This is a genomic window from Streptomyces sp. NPDC087422 (assembly GCF_044744145.1).
Classification (GTDB): Bacteria; Actinomycetota; Actinomycetes; order Streptomycetales; family Streptomycetaceae; genus Actinacidiphila.
Map to the genome: position 1 here is coordinate 80,599 of NZ_JBIUXT010000001.1, position 17,216 is coordinate 97,814.

The 17,216-nt window shown below is 73.9% G+C and carries 14 protein-coding genes and 1 pseudogene; 7 read left to right on the plus strand and 8 right to left on the minus strand.

Annotation, left to right across the window (positions count from 1 at the left end; translation table 11 throughout):
* Positions 1-113: 113 nt before the first annotated feature.
* Both ACIO6U_RS00375 and ACIO6U_RS00380 read right to left on the minus strand, forming a co-directional pair.
* The gene (locus ACIO6U_RS00375; protein WP_401313268.1) at positions 114-1,202 is read right to left on the minus strand and encodes an amidohydrolase family protein; all 1,089 of its coding nucleotides are present in this window, start codon (positions 1,200-1,202) and stop codon (positions 114-116) included.
* 139 nt (positions 1,203-1,341) lie between these two features.
* The gene (locus ACIO6U_RS00380; protein WP_401714596.1) at positions 1,342-2,313 is read right to left on the minus strand and encodes a GlxA family transcriptional regulator; all 972 of its coding nucleotides are present in this window, start codon (positions 2,311-2,313) and stop codon (positions 1,342-1,344) included.
* A 70-nt stretch (positions 2,314-2,383) separates the two neighbouring features.
* On the opposite strand from ACIO6U_RS00380, the gene ACIO6U_RS00385 reads away from it, so the two are divergent.
* On the plus strand, positions 2,384-3,886 hold the full coding sequence (locus tag ACIO6U_RS00385) for an MFS transporter (RefSeq protein WP_401714598.1): 1,503 nt from the start codon (positions 2,384-2,386) through the stop codon (positions 3,884-3,886).
* Positions 3,887-4,030: 144 nt separating this feature from the next.
* Positions 4,031-4,411 (plus strand): DUF488 family protein, encoded by a 381-nt coding sequence (locus ACIO6U_RS00390; protein WP_391044287.1) that lies wholly within the window; start codon positions 4,031-4,033, stop codon positions 4,409-4,411.
* A gap of 88 nt (positions 4,412-4,499) precedes the next feature.
* On the opposite strand, the gene ACIO6U_RS00395 is transcribed toward ACIO6U_RS00390, so the two are convergent.
* Positions 4,500-6,032 carry an aldehyde dehydrogenase (NADP(+)) gene (locus ACIO6U_RS00395; protein ID WP_401714600.1) on the minus strand — a complete coding sequence of 511 codons (1,533 nt, stop codon included), beginning with the start codon at positions 6,030-6,032 and terminating at the stop codon, positions 4,500-4,502.
* Between the two features lie 286 nt (positions 6,033-6,318).
* On the opposite strand from ACIO6U_RS00395, the gene ACIO6U_RS00400 reads away from it, so the two are divergent.
* From ACIO6U_RS00400 to ACIO6U_RS00415, 4 genes and pseudogenes are all read left to right on the plus strand, one after another.
* A complete protein-coding gene (locus ACIO6U_RS00400) occupies positions 6,319-7,089 on the plus strand; it encodes an IclR family transcriptional regulator (RefSeq protein ID WP_355333788.1) in 771 nt (256 codons plus the stop codon).
* 47 nt (positions 7,090-7,136) lie between these two features.
* Positions 7,137-7,904: a class I SAM-dependent methyltransferase gene (locus ACIO6U_RS00405; protein ID WP_401313278.1), complete on the plus strand. Its 768-nt coding sequence runs from the start codon at positions 7,137-7,139 to the stop codon at positions 7,902-7,904.
* 140 nt (positions 7,905-8,044) lie between these two features.
* Positions 8,045-8,551: pseudogene (locus ACIO6U_RS00410) on the plus strand (SigE family RNA polymerase sigma factor); the annotation flags it as partial.
* A gap of 254 nt (positions 8,552-8,805) precedes the next feature.
* The gene (locus ACIO6U_RS00415; RefSeq protein ID WP_401714603.1) at positions 8,806-9,741 is read left to right on the plus strand and encodes a hypothetical protein; all 936 of its coding nucleotides are present in this window, start codon (positions 8,806-8,808) and stop codon (positions 9,739-9,741) included.
* A gap of 248 nt (positions 9,742-9,989) precedes the next feature.
* Here the strand turns inward: ACIO6U_RS00415 and ACIO6U_RS00420 are convergent, their stop codons facing one another.
* Together ACIO6U_RS00420 and ACIO6U_RS00425 are read right to left on the minus strand one after the other, a co-directional pair.
* Positions 9,990-11,237, minus strand: a complete 1,248-nt coding sequence (locus tag ACIO6U_RS00420; RefSeq protein ID WP_401714605.1) for a hypothetical protein — start codon at positions 11,235-11,237, stop codon at positions 9,990-9,992.
* A 22-nt stretch (positions 11,238-11,259) separates the two neighbouring features.
* Positions 11,260-12,192, minus strand: coding sequence for a 5-dehydro-4-deoxyglucarate dehydratase (locus tag ACIO6U_RS00425; protein ID WP_401714607.1), 933 nt, complete (start codon positions 12,190-12,192; stop codon positions 11,260-11,262).
* A 249-nt stretch (positions 12,193-12,441) separates the two neighbouring features.
* Here ACIO6U_RS00425 and ACIO6U_RS00430 point away from each other — a divergent pair, with 249 nt between their 5' ends.
* Positions 12,442-13,272, plus strand: coding sequence for an NAD-dependent epimerase/dehydratase family protein (locus ACIO6U_RS00430; RefSeq protein ID WP_391159679.1), 831 nt, complete (start codon positions 12,442-12,444; stop codon positions 13,270-13,272).
* Between the two features lie 81 nt (positions 13,273-13,353).
* Here ACIO6U_RS00430 and ACIO6U_RS00435 read toward each other — a convergent pair whose 3' ends face one another.
* The 3 genes from ACIO6U_RS00435 to ACIO6U_RS00445 form a co-directional block, all read right to left on the minus strand.
* Entirely contained in the window at positions 13,354-13,794 is a 441-nt protein-coding gene (locus ACIO6U_RS00435) for a response regulator (protein ID WP_355333804.1), read from the minus strand.
* Positions 13,791-15,590: an ATP-binding protein gene (locus ACIO6U_RS00440; RefSeq protein WP_401714610.1), complete on the minus strand. Its 1,800-nt coding sequence runs from the start codon at positions 15,588-15,590 to the stop codon at positions 13,791-13,793. Before ACIO6U_RS00440 ends, ACIO6U_RS00435 begins: the two co-directional genes overlap by 4 nt.
* A gap of 296 nt (positions 15,591-15,886) precedes the next feature.
* The gene (locus ACIO6U_RS00445) at positions 15,887-17,098 is read right to left on the minus strand and encodes a SpoIIE family protein phosphatase (RefSeq protein WP_355334674.1); all 1,212 of its coding nucleotides are present in this window, start codon (positions 17,096-17,098) and stop codon (positions 15,887-15,889) included.
* Between the last annotated feature and the right edge of the window lie 118 nt (positions 17,099-17,216).

Consider the following 17,216-nt stretch of genomic DNA (forward strand, 5'->3'; position numbering starts at 1 on the left):
CGAACGGCCGTGGTGTACACGGGAGGCGTCCGCGAGCGGCGCGGCGCGACCGTCTGCGCGCGGCGAACGGGACGGTGTGACCGCGAAAGGTCCCGAGGGAGCTTGACGGTCCGTCAGGCGACGACCGTGCCGCGCAGCACGATCCGCCGCGGCGCCGCCAGCACCCGTACGTCCGCGCGCGGATCGCTCTCGTAGACCACCAGGTCGGCGGGCGCGCCCTCGGTGAGCCCTTCGCGGCCCAGCCATTGGCGGGCACCCCACGTGGCGGCGGAGAGCGCGGCGTTGACGGGCAGCCCGGCGGCGACCAGCTCCGCGACCTCGTCGGCGATCAGGCCGTGGGCGAGGCTGCCGCCCGCGTCCGTACCGGCGTAGACGGCGATACCGGCGTCGTACGCGGCGCGCACGGTGTCGTGGCGGCGGGCGTGCAGCCGTCGCAAGTGGTCGGCCCAGCGCGGGAATTTGGCCTCGCCGCCCGCGGCCAGGGCGGGGAAGGTGGCGATGTTGACCAGGGTGGGGACGATGGCGACGCCGTGTTCCGCGAAGAGCGGGATGGTGTCCTCGGTGAGTCCGGTGGCGTGCTCGACGCAGTCGATGCCCGCGGCGACGAGGTCGGCGAGCGAGTCCTCGGCGAAGCAGTGCGCGGTGACGCGGGCGCCTTCCTCGTGCGCGGCGGCGATGGCCTCGGTGAGCGCGTCCTTCGGCCAGCACGCCGCGAGGTCGCCCGCCTCCCGGTCGATCCAGTCGCCGACCAGCTTCACCCAGCCGTCGCCGCGACGCGCCTCGCGGCGTACGTACGCCGTCAGGTCGCCGGGCTCGATCTCGTGGGCGTAGTTGCGGATGTACCGGCGGGTGCGGGCGATGTGGCGGCCCGCCCTGATGATCTTGGGCAGGTCGGCGCGGTCGTCGGTCCAGCGGGTGTCGCTCGGCGAGCCCGCGTCGCGCAGCAGCAGCGCGCCGGCCTCCCGGTCGGTGAGCGCCTGCTTCTCCGCGGTGTCGCGGTCGACGGCGCCGTGCGCGTCGAGTCCCACGTGGCAGTGCGCGTCGACCAGTCCCGGCAGGGTCCAGCCGGTGACGGTCGCGGCCGGAGCCGCGGCCGGGCGGTCGTAGCTGATCCGCCCGCCGACCACCCACAGCTCGTCCCTGACCTCGTCGGGCCCGACCAGCACCCGTCCCTTGATGTGCAGCACGTCGCGTTCACCCATGCACCGCACTGTACGAGGCACCCGGCGGTCACGGGTCGTACGGTCGCCGGTCGTACGGTCGTACGGCCCGGACCGGCGAAGGGCGCCGCCGCCGGACGCCCCGGACCGGCGAGAAGCGCCGCCGCCCACCGGCCAGAGGTCAGGCCGTCGTCAGGCGGGTGAACGTCGCGCGGTAGTCGCTCGGCGTCAGCCCGGCCCTGCGCAGCAGGTGCTGCCGCAGCGAGTCGGCGGTGCCGAGACCGCTGGCGCGGGCGACCTGGTCGACGGGCAGGGTCGTGGTCTCCAGCAACTCCTTGGCCCGCTCGACGCGTTGGTGCTGCAGCCACTGGAGCGGGCTGAGTCCGGTCTCGGCGTGGAAGCGGCGGCTGAGGGTGCGGACGCTGACGGCCGCGTGCCGGGCGAGGTCGGTGAGGGTGAGCGGCGCGTCGAGCCGGGTCATCGCCCAGGCGCGGGTCGCGGCGAGCGACGTGCCGGTCTCCGCGGGCAGCGGGGTGTCGGTGAACTGCGCCTGCCCGCCGTGGCGTACGGGCGCGACCAGCGCCAGCCGGGCCACCGTGTTGGCGACGGCCGCGCCGTAGTCGGTGCGGATGATGTGCAGGCACAGGTCGATGCCCGCCGCGTAACCGGAGGACGTCAGCATCTGGCCGTCCTGGACGAAGAGGACGTCGGGCTCCATGACCACCGCCGGGTAACGCGCGGCGAGTTGGCCGGTGTACTCCCAGTACGTGGTGGCCTGGCGGCCGTCGAGCAGTCCGGCCTCGGCGAGCAGGAAGGCGCCCGTGCAGATGGACGCCACCCGCTTGCCCGCCCGCGCCGCCTGCCGCAGGACGGCCACGACACGCGGGTCCGGGTCCTCCCGCGACCCGGTCCCGGCCACGACCACCGTGTCGGCGCGCTCCACCGCGTCCAGACCCTGCCCGATCACCAGCTCGGCCCCGCCGCCGGTCCCGACACTGCCGGGGTCAGACGTGCACAACTCCACCTCGTAGCCGGGCCCGCCGTCCACCCGGACCTTGCCGAACAGCATCTCCGGCACGGCGAGGTTGAACATCGACACCGGCCGCACGGCGATCACCGCGACCCGGTGCGGGCGGGGACACGTGAAGGGCATGGCCAGAACCTCCGGGACCGTGGCATTCAGGCCACTACTGTACGGCGACGGCCGCGGCCACGCTGATCGCATGTCTCCGCGTCTCTCCGGTCCGGACCGTGCGGCCCCGCCCGCCGCCCGGAAACCCGTCGCCGCACCCGCACCCGCGCCCGCGCCCTCGTCCGCGTCCGCGCCCGTACCCTCGCCCGGCCGCACCCTGGCCGCCGCCCTGCTCGGCTTCTTCGTGATCACCCTGGACGCCTCGGTCGTGACGGTCGCCCTGCCGTCCATCGGCACCGATCTGCACGGCGGCCTCGCCGCGCTCCAGTGGGTCGTGGACGGCTACACGCTGGTCTTCGCCGCCTTCATGCTCTCCACCGGGGCGCTGTCGGACCGGATCGGCGCCGGGCGCGCCTTCGGCGCGGGCATGGCGGTCTTCACCGCCGCGTCGGCCGCGTGCGGTCTCGCGCCCGGCCTCGGCGTACTGATCGGCACCCGCGTGGTGCAGGGCACGGCCGCCTCGGTGATGCTGCCCGCCTCGCTCGCCCTGGTGCGGCAGGCGTATCCGGACGCCGGGTCCACCCCGCATCCGTCCGGCGCGGCGTCCGGCAGGATCGGCAGGGCCCGCGCCATCGCCCTGTGGGCGGCGGGCGGCGCCTCGGCCGTGGCGCTCGGGCCCGTCGCGGGCGGCGCCCTCACCTCGGCGTGGTCCTGGCGCGCCATCTTCTTCATCAACCTTCCGGTCGGTCTGCTCGCCGCCGTGCTGCTGGCGCGGACGCCCCGCTCGCCGCGCAGGCCCGCGCCGCTGGACGTGCCGGGGCAGCTCACGGCGGTGCTGGGGCTGGCCGCGCTGACCTTCGCGGTCATCGAGGGCGGCGGGCTCGGGCTGGTGGCGGCGGCCGTCGCGGTGGCCGTCCTCGCCGGTTTCTTCCTGATCGAGGCGCGCAGCGCGCATCCGGTGGTGCCGCTCGGCCTGTTCAGGGACCGTACGGTCGCGGTCTGTGTGGCGGTGGGCGCCGCGCTGAGCTTCGCCTTCTACGGGATGATCTTCGTACTCAGCCTCTTCTTCCAGCAGGTGCGCGACCAGTCACCGCTCGGCGCCGGGCTCATGTTCCTGCCTATGACGGCGCTGATCCCCGCCGTCAACATCGTCTCGGGCAGGCTGTCCGCCCTCTCCCCGCCTTCGGCGGGAGGTGCCCCCGTCGGCGCCCGGCTGCCCATGCTCGCCGGTCAACTCCTCATGGTCGCCGGGCTGTTGGTGCTGCTGCCGGTCACCGCCCGCACCCCGGCCGCGCTGCTCGCGGTCGTCATGGTGCCGCTCGGCCTCGGCGGCGCGCTCGCCGTACCGCCGCTGACCGCCGCGCTGCTGGACGCGACCCCCGCCGACCGCGCCGGGCTGGCGGCCGGGGTGCTCAACGCGGGCCGCCAGATCGCGGGCGCCCTGAGCGTGGCCGCCTTCGGCGCGCTGGTCGCGGACCGGGACCGCTTCCTGTCCGGCATGCGCGTCTGCCTCCTGCTGTCCGCCGCCCTGCTGACCGTCACCGCCGTCGCCACGGCGGCGGCCCTGCGTCCCGGCCGCCCGGCCGACTCCTGACCCGGTGGCCCGCGACCGACCGGGCGGCCAGGTCCCGACAAGACCGCCCGGCCCCGACAAGGCGGCCCGGTCCCGACGCGGTGGCGGATCGGCGGCCGGAGGCGTGGACTGGAAGGGGTGAGACGGAGCGGAGAGGCGGACGGGATGGCGAAGGACGCGGGCGCGGCGACGGGTTTCCGGGTGCGGCGGATCTACGACGACGTGGACGCCGGGGACGGCCTGCGCGTGCTGGTCGACCGGCTGTGGCCGCGCGGGGTGTCCAAGGAGCGGGCGGCGGTGGACGACTGGTGCAAGGTGCTCACGCCGTCGGCCGAGCTGCGCACCTGGTACCACGCCCACCCGGACCGCCACGCGGACTTCGCGCGGCGCTACCGGGCCGAGTTGGCAGGTCCCGAGCAGGTCCCCGCCACCCAGCGGCTGCGCGAGCAGGCGCGCGCCGGGAGCGTCACCTTGCTGACGGCGGTGAAGGACCCGGAGCACAGCCACGTCCCCGTGCTCCTGGCCCATCTCACGGACGCGCCCTAAGGCGTGTCCCGAGGTCCCGTCCGGCGGCACCGTACGGGACCTCGGGGTCAGTCCGGCCCGGGGCGCCGTACGGCCGCGCCCCCGGGGATCACCTGACCAAGACGCCGTCGACCCGGCGCGGGACGCCCAGCGGGTTGGCGTCGGCCAGCTCGGGCGGCAGCAGTGCGGGCGGGGTGTCCTGGTACGCCACCGGGCGCAGCCAGCGCTCGATGGCGGTGCCGCCGACGGAGGTGGAGGTCGAGGTGGTGGCCGGGTAGGGGCCGCCGTGGTGCTGGGCGGGGGCCACCGCGACACCGGTCGGCCAGCCGTTGACCAGGACGCGCCCGGCCAGGCCGGTGAGCCGGGTCAGCAGCGCCGCCGCCTCGCCGCCGGGCTGCCCGGCCTCCTCCGTACCGAGGTGCGCGGTCGCCGTGAGACTGCCCGGCAGCCGGTCGAGCACGGCGGCCAGTTCGGCGGCGGACCCGTACCGTACGACGACGGTCAGCGGCCCGAAGCACTCCTCGAGGAGCAGGTCGTACGCGCCCTGCTCGGTGAGGTCGGCCGCGGCGACGGTGACGAAGCCGGGCCGCACCGCGTGCTCGCCGCCGTCGCCCGCGGTGACGGGGGTCTCGACGCCGGGCAGGGCGGCGCGGGCGGCGACGCCCTTGAGGAAGTTGTCGCGCATGCGGGCGTCGAGGAGCACACCGGGGCCCGCGTCCGAGGCGGCGCCGGTGAGCGCGCCCACCAGCCGGTCGCCATGCTCGCCGCCGGGGGCCAGGACGAGGCCCGGCTTGGTGCAGAACTGGCCGACGCCCAGGGTGAAGGAACCGGCGAGCCCGCTGCCGATCTGCTCGGCGCGCTCGGCCGCCGCGGCCTCGGTGACGACGACCGGGTTGAGGCTGCCCAGTTCGCCGTGGAAGGGGATCGGGCGCGGCCGTGCGGCGGCGGCGTCGTAGAGGGCGCGTCCGCCGGGGACCGAGCCGGTGAAGCCGGCCGCGGCCACCAGCGGGTGCTTGACCAGCTCGACCCCGGCCTCGAAGCCGTGCAGCAGGACGACGGTGTCGGCGGGCAGGCCCACGGCGACGGCGGCGCGGCGCAGGATGTCGGCGCAGAGCGCGGAGGTGGCGGGGTGGTCGGGGTGCGCCTTGACCACGACCGGGCACCCGGCCGCGAGCGCGCTGGCGGTGTCGCCGCCGGGTACGGAGAAGGCGAGCGGGAAGTTGCTGGCCGCGTAGACGGCGACGACGCCGAGCGGGATCTTGTAGCGGCGCAGATCGGGGCGCGGGATGGGCTGGGCCGCCGGATCGGCGTGGTCGATGATCACGTCCAGATAGCCGCCCTCGTCGACCACATCCGCGAACGCGCGCAACTGATAGGCGGTGCGGGCGAGTTCACCGGTGAGGCGGGGCAGCCCGAGCGCGGTCTCGGCGTCGGCCGCCGCGATGACCGCCGCGCCCTCGTCCTCCAGCAGCCCGGCGGCGCCGCGCAGCAGGCGGGAGCGTACGCTGCGGTCGGCGAGCGCGGGAACGGCGGTCGCCGCCGCGCGCACGGCGGCGTCGACCTCGTCGGCCGTGGCCTCCACCGCGACCTGCTCCCGCTGCTTCCCGGTTCGGGGGTCGACGCTCCAGACTGGTACTGCCACCGGAAGAACCTCCACATTTCCGTACTGCACGACGGCATCGTTCTCTATACTGAACAACGTCTTCAGATATGAATCACCGATCGTCCGGAGCCTACGTCCACGGGCCCGGCCGGACAAGGCGGGCGCCGGGCACGGCGCGCGCACGAACACGCACGACGTGACGCACGACGTGCACGCACGACAAACGGTCACGACAACCAAGCACGACAGACAGACACGACGAACACGCACCACACACGAGCACGACTGAACGAGCACCACGAACGTCTTAGAGGGGTCGTACGCGATGGCTGTTGCCGAGGGAGCCGGTTCCCAGGTCAAGTCCGCGGTCCGCACGGTGGAACTGCTGGAGTTCTTCGCGGGCCGCCCCGGCATGCACAGCCTGGCCGCCGTGCAGGAGTCGGTGGGGTACCCGAAGTCCAGCCTGTACATGCTGCTGCGCACCCTGGTCGACCTCGGCTGGATCGAGACGGACGCCACCGGTACGCGGTACGGCATCGGCGTGCGCGCGCTGCTGGTCGGCACCTCGTACATCGACGGTGACGAGGTGGTGGCCGCCGCCCGGCCCACGCTCGACCGGCTGTCCGACGACACCAGCGAGACCATCCACCTCGCGCGCCTCGACGGCACCAACGTGGTCTACCTGGCCACCCGGCAGTCGCAGCACTACCTGCGGCCGTTCACCCGGGTCGGGCGCAGGCTGCCCGCGCACTCCACCTCGCTCGGCAAGGCACTGCTGGCCACGTACACCGACGAGCAGGTGCGCAAGCTGCTGCCGGAGACGCTGGAGCCGCTGACCGAGCACACCCACACCGACCGCGAGAAGCTGATCGAGGAGCTGGCCCAGATCCGCGAACAGGGCTACTCCGTCGACCGCGAGGAGAACACCCTCGGGCTGCGCTGCTTCGGGATCGCGATCCCGTACCGCACGCCCGCGCGGGACGCGGTGAGCTGCTCGGTGCCGGTGGCCCGGCTGACGCCGGGGCACGAGCAGATGATCAAGGACACGCTCTTCGACGCGCGGGACCGGCTGCTGCTCGCCACGCGCCGCCTCTGACGGTCGTACGGCCGGCGTCGTAGGGTCGGCGTCGTAGGGTCGGTGGCATGCGCGAATCCGATACCCAGATGTTCGCCCGCCGGGCCTCCTCCTTCGGCGCCGAGGCCGCCGCCTATGCCGCGCACCGGCCCGACTACCCGGTGGCGGGCGTGCGGTGGGCACTGCACGCGACCGACGACGAGCGCGGCACGCTCGACGTGCTGGACCTCGGCGCGGGCACCGGCAAGCTGAGCCAGTCACTGGTGGCGCTCGGCCACCGGGTCACCGCCGTGGAGCCGGACCCCGGCATGCGCGCGGAGTTGGAGCGGCTGCTGCCGTCGGTGACGGCGCTGGCGGGCGGCGCGGAGGAGATCCCGCTGGCGGACGCCTCGGTGGACGCGGTCGTGGTGGGGCAGGCGTTCCACTGGTTCGACCAGGAGCGGGCGATGCCGGAGATCGCGCGGGTGCTGCGGCCCGGTGGCACGTTGGGCGCGCTGTGGAACACCGACGACGACCGGGTGGAGTGGATCGCCGGGCTCAACACGGTGACGGCGAGCCGGGTGTCGTACATCGACTGGCGGCCGGGCAAGGGCATCGACCGGCACACCGGCTTCACGCCCGTCGAACACGGCGAGTTCCCGCACCGGCAGCCGCAGACGGTCGACTCGCTGCTGGCCACCGTCGCCACCCACTCCCACGTCCTGGTGCTCGAACCCGCCGAGCGCGAGGCGCTGGTGGGGCGGATCAGGGACTATCTGACGTCCCGTCCCGAGACCTCCGGCGGCCCCTTCGACCTGGAGATCGTCACCCGGGTACAGCGCTGCGCCCTGACGTGACGGCCCGTCAGGCAGCCTGCTGATCCGGGGTTCGCCGCCCGTCGCCGAAGTGCTGTTTCCCGACCTCTGCCCATGGCCTTCCACCGCTGCTACGCTCACGCCGCGCCGTGGCGGGGAGGTCCGGGCAGGAAGAGGTGACCGTGGGCACAGCCATCGGCGACGACGCCGACGCCGCCGCTGATTTCCACGCGTTCTTCGAGCAGCACTACGCGGAACTGGCGCGTCTGGCACACCTGTTGACCGGTGAGGCGGACGCGGCCGACGATCTCGCGGCCGACGCCCTGGTCGCCATGTGGCGGCACTGGGACCGGGTGCGGGCGGCCGACCACCCGGTCGCGTATGCCCGCGGTGTGGTGACCAATCTGGCCCGCTCGCGCATTCGCAGCGCGGTACGGGAGCGGCGGCGGATCGCGCTGTTCTGGTCGCAGCCGCAGGACCGGACCGACGGTCCCGACGTACCGGCGGTGCTCGACGTGCGCGAGGCGTTGCAGCGGCTGCCGTTCCGCAAGCGGGCGTGCGTGGTGCTGCGGCACGCGTTCGACCTGTCGGAGCGGGACACGGCGGCGGTGCTCGGCATCTCGGTGGGTACGGTGAAGAGCCAGACGTCGCGCGGCGTCGCGGAGTTGGAGCGGCTGCTGGCGCCGCGGACGGGCGGCGCCGAGCCGGACCCGGCCGCGGGCGACGGGGTGCGGGCGGTGCCAAGTGCCGGTGCAGCGCCGGGTGCCGCTACGGTGCCGGGCGCGGGTACGGTTCCGGGCGCGGGCGCCCCCGGCGGTGCGGGCCCTGTTCCCGGCCCCGCCGTCCCCGGCGCCTCGGGCCCGGTCGTCACCGGCCCCGGCGCGGCGCGCATCATGGGTGCGGCGGGTCCTGCGGCTCGTACTCGTACGGGACGGGGAGTGTGATGGCCGACAGGACCGGGACCGACAGGGCCGAGCTGCCGGAACGGCTGCGGGACGCGGCCGGGTCCCACCGGCCGGACCGGGAGCGGATGCTGGCGCGGGTCGAACAGGGCATGGCGGAACGCGACATGGCCGGGCACGGGATGGCGGAGCCGCCGCGCACCGGCGGGCGGTCCGACGGGCACGGCGGCGGGACCGGGGCGCCGTGGATGCGGATCGCCGCGGTGACGGCGGCCGTCGCGGGCGCGATCGGCCTCGGCGGCCTCGCGGTCGGCGCCGTGACCGGCAACGGCGAGCCGACGCAGTCCGTGGTGACCTCCGGCGGGCCCGGCGTCACGCACTCCGCGACCTCCAGCCCGGTCGGCACCGACTCCCCCACCGCGCAGCCGCGTTCACCGGCCGCGTCGTCGCACCCGTCCGGCCGCCACGGCGGCACCGGCGGTACGCGTCCCACGGGCACGCCGTCCGGCGGCGCGTCCTCCCCCACCGGCACTCCCCCGTCGTCGGCGGCCACCACCTCGGGCATCGACGGCGGCGCGCCGGGCTCGGTCGAGACCGCGCGGAACGGCACGCTGACCGCGCGGGGTTCGGTGGACAGCGCGAGCAACGACTACTGGACGCAGAGCGATGTGGTGCTGACCACCGGCAAGCCGCTCACGTCGCTCAGCGTCGAACTGCGCGTGGCCCGTACCGAAGGCGTCAGCAGCACCGGTTCGTGGACCTCCGTCTCGGGCGGCACGAACCCCACGGTGACCGTGGAGGGCGCGGAGCTGGTCTACCGCTGGACGCTCGACGCGAACAACACGCTGGCGCCCGGCACGTACACGTTCTCGGGCCAGTTCAACCACGCGGCGGGCGCCCGCGCCACCGGCGGCGACACGTACACCGCCCGCTGGACCGGGCCCGACGGCACGTCGTCGGTCGACGGCGGATTCTGACCGGACGGCTCCCGTAGCCCGCCGGAAATATTCGCGTCATACGCGGCAACCTCCGGTGCCCCGGTGGCGACTTGAGTACGCACAGCCCTCCCGCCTCACCTGAGGGTGACGCTCCGGGGCGCGGCGGTACCCCCATGATCGCCGCGCCCCGGCCCGTCTCGTGCTCCCGCCCGCCCACGGCGTGCCCGCGCCGCGCGGGCCCGTCGTCGGCGCGTGCCGTCGGCGCGTGCCCGCGAAGGCTCCGTGCCTCAGGCCAACGCCGACCGCACGGCCCTCAGGTCGGCGTCCGAGGCCAGGCCCGCGTGGTACAGGCGCAGTTCGGTGGCGCCGAGCGCGGCGGCGTGCGCGGCGTCCTCGGCGAGCGTGCCGGGGCTGCCGCCCATGCCGGAGACGACGGTGAGGTTCGCCGCCAATACGGTGCCTTCGCGGCGGTGCGGCACGAGCGGGGTCAGCATCGCCTCGCGGGCGGCCGGACCGCCGGCGCAGGGCAGCACGAGCCCGTCGGCGTGGGCCAGGACGCGGGCCGGTTCCACGCCCGCGTTGGCGCCGCAGCGGTACGGCGCCGGGTCGGCGTGCATCAGCACCTGGAAGCCGGGCGCGGCGGCGGCCCGTACGGCGGCCACGGCCCGCTCCTGGAGCGAACCGGCCGTCTGCGTACGCCAGGTGAGGGTGAGCGCCGTCAACTCCGCGCCGAGCAGCCTCTCGATCGCCGGGAGCCCGGCGGCGTCGCCCGGGGCGTCCCCCTCGAAGACGGGTGCCAGCGCGCGGCGGACGGCGGCGGCCACGTCGGCGGGATCGGCGCCGAGCCCGGCGTAGCCGTCCCGGCAGTGCGCGCAGAAGCACAGCGACATCAGGTACTGGGCGGCGTCGCCGAGCGGCACCCCGGCGATCTTGTCGTGGGCGTGCAGGTGGGCGAGGCCGTACCAGCCCAGGGACTCCAGTTCGGTGCCGCCCGCGCCGGGGCGTACGGCGGCCTCCGCCGCGAGGTCCACCAGGTAGGTACGGACGGCCGGTTGGGCGATGCAGGGCGCCCACGGGTAGCGGTCGCCGTAGGCGTTGACCACCGAGGTGGCCGGATGCTCGGCGCCGAGGCGGGAGTTGTGGGCGAGTACGACCCAGGTGTGGACGTCGAGCCCGGCGGCCGCCAGCGCGCGGGCCGCCGTACCGAAGGCGTCCCCGCCGCCGTCCCCGTCGAAATCCCCGGCCCCGACTCCGACCCCGCCCCTGTCCCCGGACCCGGACCCGCCCCTCGCCCAGCTCCCGGCCGGGTAGGGCCGCAACTCCCTTCCCTCCCAGCGTTGTTCGTCGGGCGGGTAGAGCACGGCGGAGTGTTCCGCGGTGACGATCCGGTGCCGGGGGTGACGGGGGGTCAGCGCGCGAGTGGAGTGGTAGGCGGAGGCGAGGGTGACCTGCTGGACGCCGAGGGCGGCGATCCGTTCGGCCGCCTCGGGGTCGCCGACGACGTCCCAGGGGTAGACGAAGGCGGAAGTCCTCATGGTCGGCATGTCCGGGGCCCGTTCAGCGGTCGCCGAGCAGCGCGAGGCCCTGCTCGATCAGGTCGGCCAGTTCCTTGACGTGCGCGGCGGACGGCTCCGACAGCGGCGGGCGGACCTCGCCGACGTCCAGGCCGCGCATCCGGACCCCCGCCTTGACCAGCGAGACGGCGTAACCCCGGCCCTGGTTGCGGAGGTTGACCAGCGGGCGGTAGAAGCCGTCGATCAGCGTGTTGACGGTGGCGTCGTCGCCGGTGGTGAGCGCCTTGTGGAAGGCGAGGGCGATCTCGGGCGAGAAGGCGAAGACCGCGGAGGAGTAGAGGAGTACGCCGATGCCGCGGTAGGCGAGGCCGGTGAGTTCCGCGGTGGGCAGGCCGTTGAAGTAGAGGAAGTCCTGGCCGGGGAGTTCGGTGCGGACCGCGCTGATGATCCGCTGCATCAGGTCGAGGTCGCCGAGGCCGTCCTTGAGGCCGATGATGTTGGGCACCTTGGCGAGTTCGACGACCGTCTCGGGGGTGAAGACAGCGTTGTCGCGCTGGTACACGATGACATCGAGGCCGGTGCCCGCGGCGAGCGCCGCGTAGTGCCGCAGCATGCCCTCCTGGCCGGGGACGACGAGGTAGGGCGGCATGGCGAGCAGGCCGTCGGCGCCCGCCTCCTCGGCGAGCCGCGCGTACTGGACGGCGAGCGCGGTCCCGTATCCAGCCCCGGCCACCACCGGCACCCGCCCCGCGACCTCGTCCACCGCCGCCGCGACGCACGCGCGGAACTCCTCGGGGGACAGCGCGTGGAACTCGCCCGTGCCGCAGCACGCGAAGACGGCGGCGGCGCCCGCCTCCACCCCGGCGCGCACATGCGCGCGGAACGCGTCGAGGTCGAGAGCGCCGTCCGGGCCGAAGGCCGTCACGGGGAAGAACAGCAGGCCGTCGAGGCGCTCGGCGAGGGCGGGTGAGGTCATCGGGTTCCCCCTGAAGTCTGTGCGCTCATCTGATCCATGTCTATATTCATGAACGCTGCCACGCTAGGCGAGGTGACCTGGGCGGGTCAAGCCGACGGGCACCTCCAAGAGCCCCCGCGCCGCGCGCGCCCACCGCCAGGAAATGTCCATATACCTGAACATCGTCCATGGACATACCCACGGCGGACGTCAGCCGTCTACAGTGACCCCTGAGGTCAGCGAAGCCCCCGCCAGACACGGAGACCCCGTATGCCCGCTCCCCGCACCGTCCTGCTCACCGGCGCCGCAGGCGGCCTCGGCACCCTCATGCGCGGCCTGCTGCCGTCGTACGGATACGACCTGCGGCTGTTCGACGTCCGCCCGGTCGAGGGGGCGCCCGACGGCACGCGGGTGATCACCGCGGACCTGTCCGACCGGGACGCGCTGCGCGAGGCGGTGCGCGGCGTCGACGCGATCATCCACCTGGCCGGGATCTCGCTGGAGTCCTCCTTCGACAAGATCCTGCGCGGCAACATCGAGGGCACCTACCACCTCTACGAGGCCGCCCGCGAGGAGAACGTCCGCCGGATCGTCTTCGCCTCCAGCAACCACGCCGTCGGCTTCACCCCGCGGCCGCAGGGCTCCCCGGTGCCGGACGAGGCGCTGATCCCGATCACCACCCCGCGCCGCCCCGACACCTACTACGGGCTCTCCAAGTGCTTCGGCGAGGACCTGGCGCAGCTCTACGCGGACCTGCACGGCATCGACACCGTCTCCGTACGCATCGGCTCCTGCTTCCCCGAACCCACGTCGGTGCGGATGCTGTCGGTCTGGATGAGCCCGGCCGACGGCGCCCGGCTCTTCCACGCCGCGCTCAGCGCCGGGACCACGGGGCACACCGTCGTCTACGGAAGCTCCGCCAACACCCGCCTGTGGTGGGACCTTTCGGGCGCCCGCGCGCTCGGGTACGAACCGCGGGACGACTCGGAGCCGTTCGCCGCGAAGCTCATCGCCGAGCAGGGCGAGCTGGACCCTGACAATCCCGCGCACGCCAACCTCGGCGGCCCGTTCTGCACGGACCCCCCGATCTGGCCGTACTGACGGACGAGACGCGTGGCGAGACGTACAGGTGGACGCGCGGAGCCGTACGGACCGTGCGCGGACGCGCCGCCCGCGGGCCGCTCAGCGGCCGGGCAGCCGTACCACCGACAGGAAGAAGTCGTCGATCTGCCGCACCGCGCTGATGAACTGCTCCACGTCGACGGGCTTGGTGACATACGCGTTCGCGTGCAGCTTGTAGCTGCGGAGGATGTCCTCCTCGGTGGCGGACGTGGTGAGCACCACCACCGGGATCATGGCCAGGTCCCGGTCGCCCTTGATCATTTCGAGCACCTGACGCCCGTCGTACTTCGGCAGGTTGAGGTCGAGCAGGATCAAGTCGGGCCGCACCGCGTCCTGGTGGGCGCCGCGCCGGTAGAGGAAGTCCAGCGCCTCCTCGCCGTCGCGGACCACGTGCAGGGTGTTGCCGATCCTGTTGTCGGCGAACGCCTCCCGGGTCATCAGCTCGTCGCCCGCGTCGTCCTCGACCAGCAGGACCTCGATCGGCTGTACGGGTTGACTCATACGCGCGGTGCTCCCTCTGCTCCCTCGATGCCAGGCGCCGCCGCCTGGTCAGGTGACTCTTCTGCCCCGGCGGGCAGCGTGAAACGGATGCGGGTGCCGCCGGTGTACTCGTTGTCCACCGAGATGCGCCCGCCGTGGTGCTCGATGATCTTCCGGCACATGGCGAGGCCGATGCCGGTGCCCTCGTAGGTGTTGCGGCTGTGCAGCCGCTGGAAGAGCACGAAGACCTTCTCGCTGAACTCCTCCTGGATGCCGATGCCGTTGTCGGTGACGCTGAAGACGAGCGTGCCGTCGGGGGCGGTTCCCGACTCCACCGTGATCACCGGCGGCCGGTCGGGGGAACGGAATTTGATCGCGTTCCCGATCAGGTTCTGCCAGACCAGGGCCAGCAGCGTCGCGTCGCCGACGGTGTCCGGCAGCACGGCGGGCCGCTCGACGCGCGCCCCGGACTCCTCCAGCCGCTCCGCGAGGTTGTACAGCGCCTGGTCGAGCGTGTTCTCCAACTGGACCGGCCGGTGGTCGTCCTGCGCCCGGCCCACCCGCGAGAAGGCCAGCAGGTCGTTGATGAGGATCTGCATGCGCTTGGCGCCGTCGACCGCGAAGTCGATGTACTGCACGCCGCGTTCGTCCAGCGCGTGCCGGTAGCGCTTCTCCAGGAGCTGGCAGAAGGACGCGACCTTGCGCAGCGGCTCCTGGAGGTCGTGCGAGGCGACATAGGCGAACTGCTCCAACTCGGCGTTGGAGCGGCGCAGTTCCTCGGCCTGCTCGGTCAGCTCCGCCGCCTGGGCGGCCAGCAGTCCGCGCTGGCCGTGCGCCTCGGCCAGCGCGCCCGCGATACCGCTGCGCATCGCCTCCACGGCCTCGGCCAGCACCCGCAGATCGGCCGGGCCGCTGGGCTCGATCCCGGTGTCGAAGTCGCCGCCCGCGACCCGCAGCGCGTCGTCGCGCAGCCGCCCCAGCGGCAGGCCGACGATCCGGCGCAGGAGCAGCGCCAGGAAGACCATGGCCACCAGGAAGCAGGCCAGCATCGCCAGGAACACCGCGTCGCGTTCGTTGCGCACGCGCCGCAACTGATCCTGACTGTGCTGCCGGTCCTCCTTCAGATGTGTGTCCTGGATCGTGAACTGGGTGCGTACGGTGTCGAAGCCCCGCTTGCTGCTGTCCAGCAGCGAGGTGTCGGCGGAGGCGGGCAGGCCCTCGCGGGCGTGCTCGATGAGCGGGAGCGCGTACGTGGTGCGCCAGCGGTCGGCCGCCTCCTCCAGCGCCAGCAGGTCGGCGGAGGCGCGCTTGTTGCCGCTGATCAGCGGGCGCAGCCTGGCGGTGATCGTCTTCTGGTCCGCGAGGCCCTCGGTGTAGGGCTGGAGGAATTCCGCCGAATGGGTGAGCACATAGCCGCGCACGCCGGTCTCCTGGTCCAGCAGCGCGGTCTGCAACCGCACCCCCTCCACCCGCGCGGGCTGCACCCGGTTGGCAAGGTGGTCGGAGATCGACGTGGTGTGCGCGAGCAGTTGCGCGCCGATCACCGCGAAGACGAGGACGAGCAGCGTCATCCCGCCGAGCACGAGGTTGAACGCGCCCTGAACCGTGATCCGGCCCTTCTCGCGCGGCCGGAAGCCGGACCTCGTCCGGGCGGCGGCCTTCTGCCCGCGAGCGGGTACGGGGGCGGGCACGACGTCGGGCGCGGGATCGGAATCCTGCGCGGGTTCGACGTCCGGAGCGGGTTCGACGTCCGGAGCGGGTTCGATGTCGGGACCGGACTCGGACCGCGGCCCGGGTACGGGCGCGCTCTCGGACACGGGCCCGGCTTCGGATACGGACTCGGATACGGCCTCAGGCTCGGATACGGGCTCGGGCTCGGATACGGGCGGCGGGTCGGTCGGGGGATGCGGCACGGACGCGGACTCCGGAACTGGCGTGGGATCGGGCGTGGACTGGGCGACGGGCGCGGTCTCGGGACCGGGCGCGGCCCCTGAAGCGGGCGCGGTCCCTGAAGCGGGCGCGGCCCCGGCAGCGGCTTGAGGCGTCGGCTCCGGCGCGGGCGCCGTGGGTTGCGTCGGCTCCGAACCGGGCCCCGGGACGGGCGGGCGTTCCGTCATGACCTTGCCCGCCATCCCGCGTGCATCACGGCCGCGTCGTCCTCGAGACCGCCGCGCCCCGCCGTCGCCGTCTCGGCCGCGTTGATCAAGGCGTCGACGAACGCCTCCGCGGGCAGTGCGCCGTTCTTCCGGGCCAGCTCCAACAGCCCGTCCTCGCCGAGCCGTTCCGGCCCGTCGCCGTACCGCCACTCGAAGAGGCCGTCGGTGAACAGGACCACGGACGCGCCGTCCAGCGTCTCGGTCGTCACCGGCCAGACGCCCTGCCCCGGCAGCAGCCCGAGCGCGGGCCCGTACGCCGGCTCCCACCACTGGACGTCGGCGCCGCGGCGCAGCAGCACCCCCGGATGCCCGGCTCTGACGATCTTGACGGTGGTGCGGTCGGGGGCGAACTCCAGCGAGCTGAGGGTGGCGAAGACGTGTTCGCCCGCGCGCTCGGCGACCAGCATCTGCTCCAGCATGCCGGGCAGTTCGGCGCCGCGGGTGCCCGCGAGGACGAAGGACCGCCAGGCGACCCGCAGGCACACGCCCAGGGCCGCCTCGGCCGCGCCGTGCCCCGACACGTCGCCGATGACGACGTGCACCGTGCCGTCCTCGGTCTGCACGACGTCGTAGAAGTCGCCGCCGAGCAGCGCGTGGTCGCGGCCCGGCCGGTAGCGGGTGGTCACCTGCCAGTCGTCGCCGCGCAGCAACGGGGTGGGCAGCAGCCCGCGCTCCAGCCGGGCGTTCTCCTCGGCCCGCATCGAGCTCTCGCGCAGCGCCACGTGCGCGCGCTCGATCTGCTTGCGCTGGACGGCGTAGCGGATGGCGCGGCTGAGCGACTGGGGTTCGAGGGCGCTCTTGGACAGGTACTCCTGGGCGCCGGAGGCGACCGCGGCGAGCCCGGCGTCCTCCTCCGACAGACCGGTCAGCACCACGACGGCCGCGCCGGGCGCGTCCTTCAGCAGCCGGGACACCGCGTCCACGCCGAAGGCGTCGGGCAGGTGCAGGTCGAGCAGGACGCACTCGGGCGCGGCGCGGCGGGCCAGCAGCTCCAGCGCCTCGGCGAGATTGCTCGCCCTGACCACCTGGGTCGCGGCGTCGCTCAGCGCGAGGTACTCCTCGACGAGCAGGGCGTCGCCGTCGTCGTCCTCGACCAGCAGGACCGTCGCGGGGCCCGACTGCCCGAAGGAGGCGGGCGGCGCCGTGCGCGGACTCTGACTGTCGCGAATGTCACGAACATCACGGCTGTCACGCCCGTCGCGGGTGTGCGGGATGCCCACCGGAAGTCCGGCCGGAACTCCGACCGGGCCGCTCTGCACCACGTTTCTTCCTCCGCCTTCGGCTGCC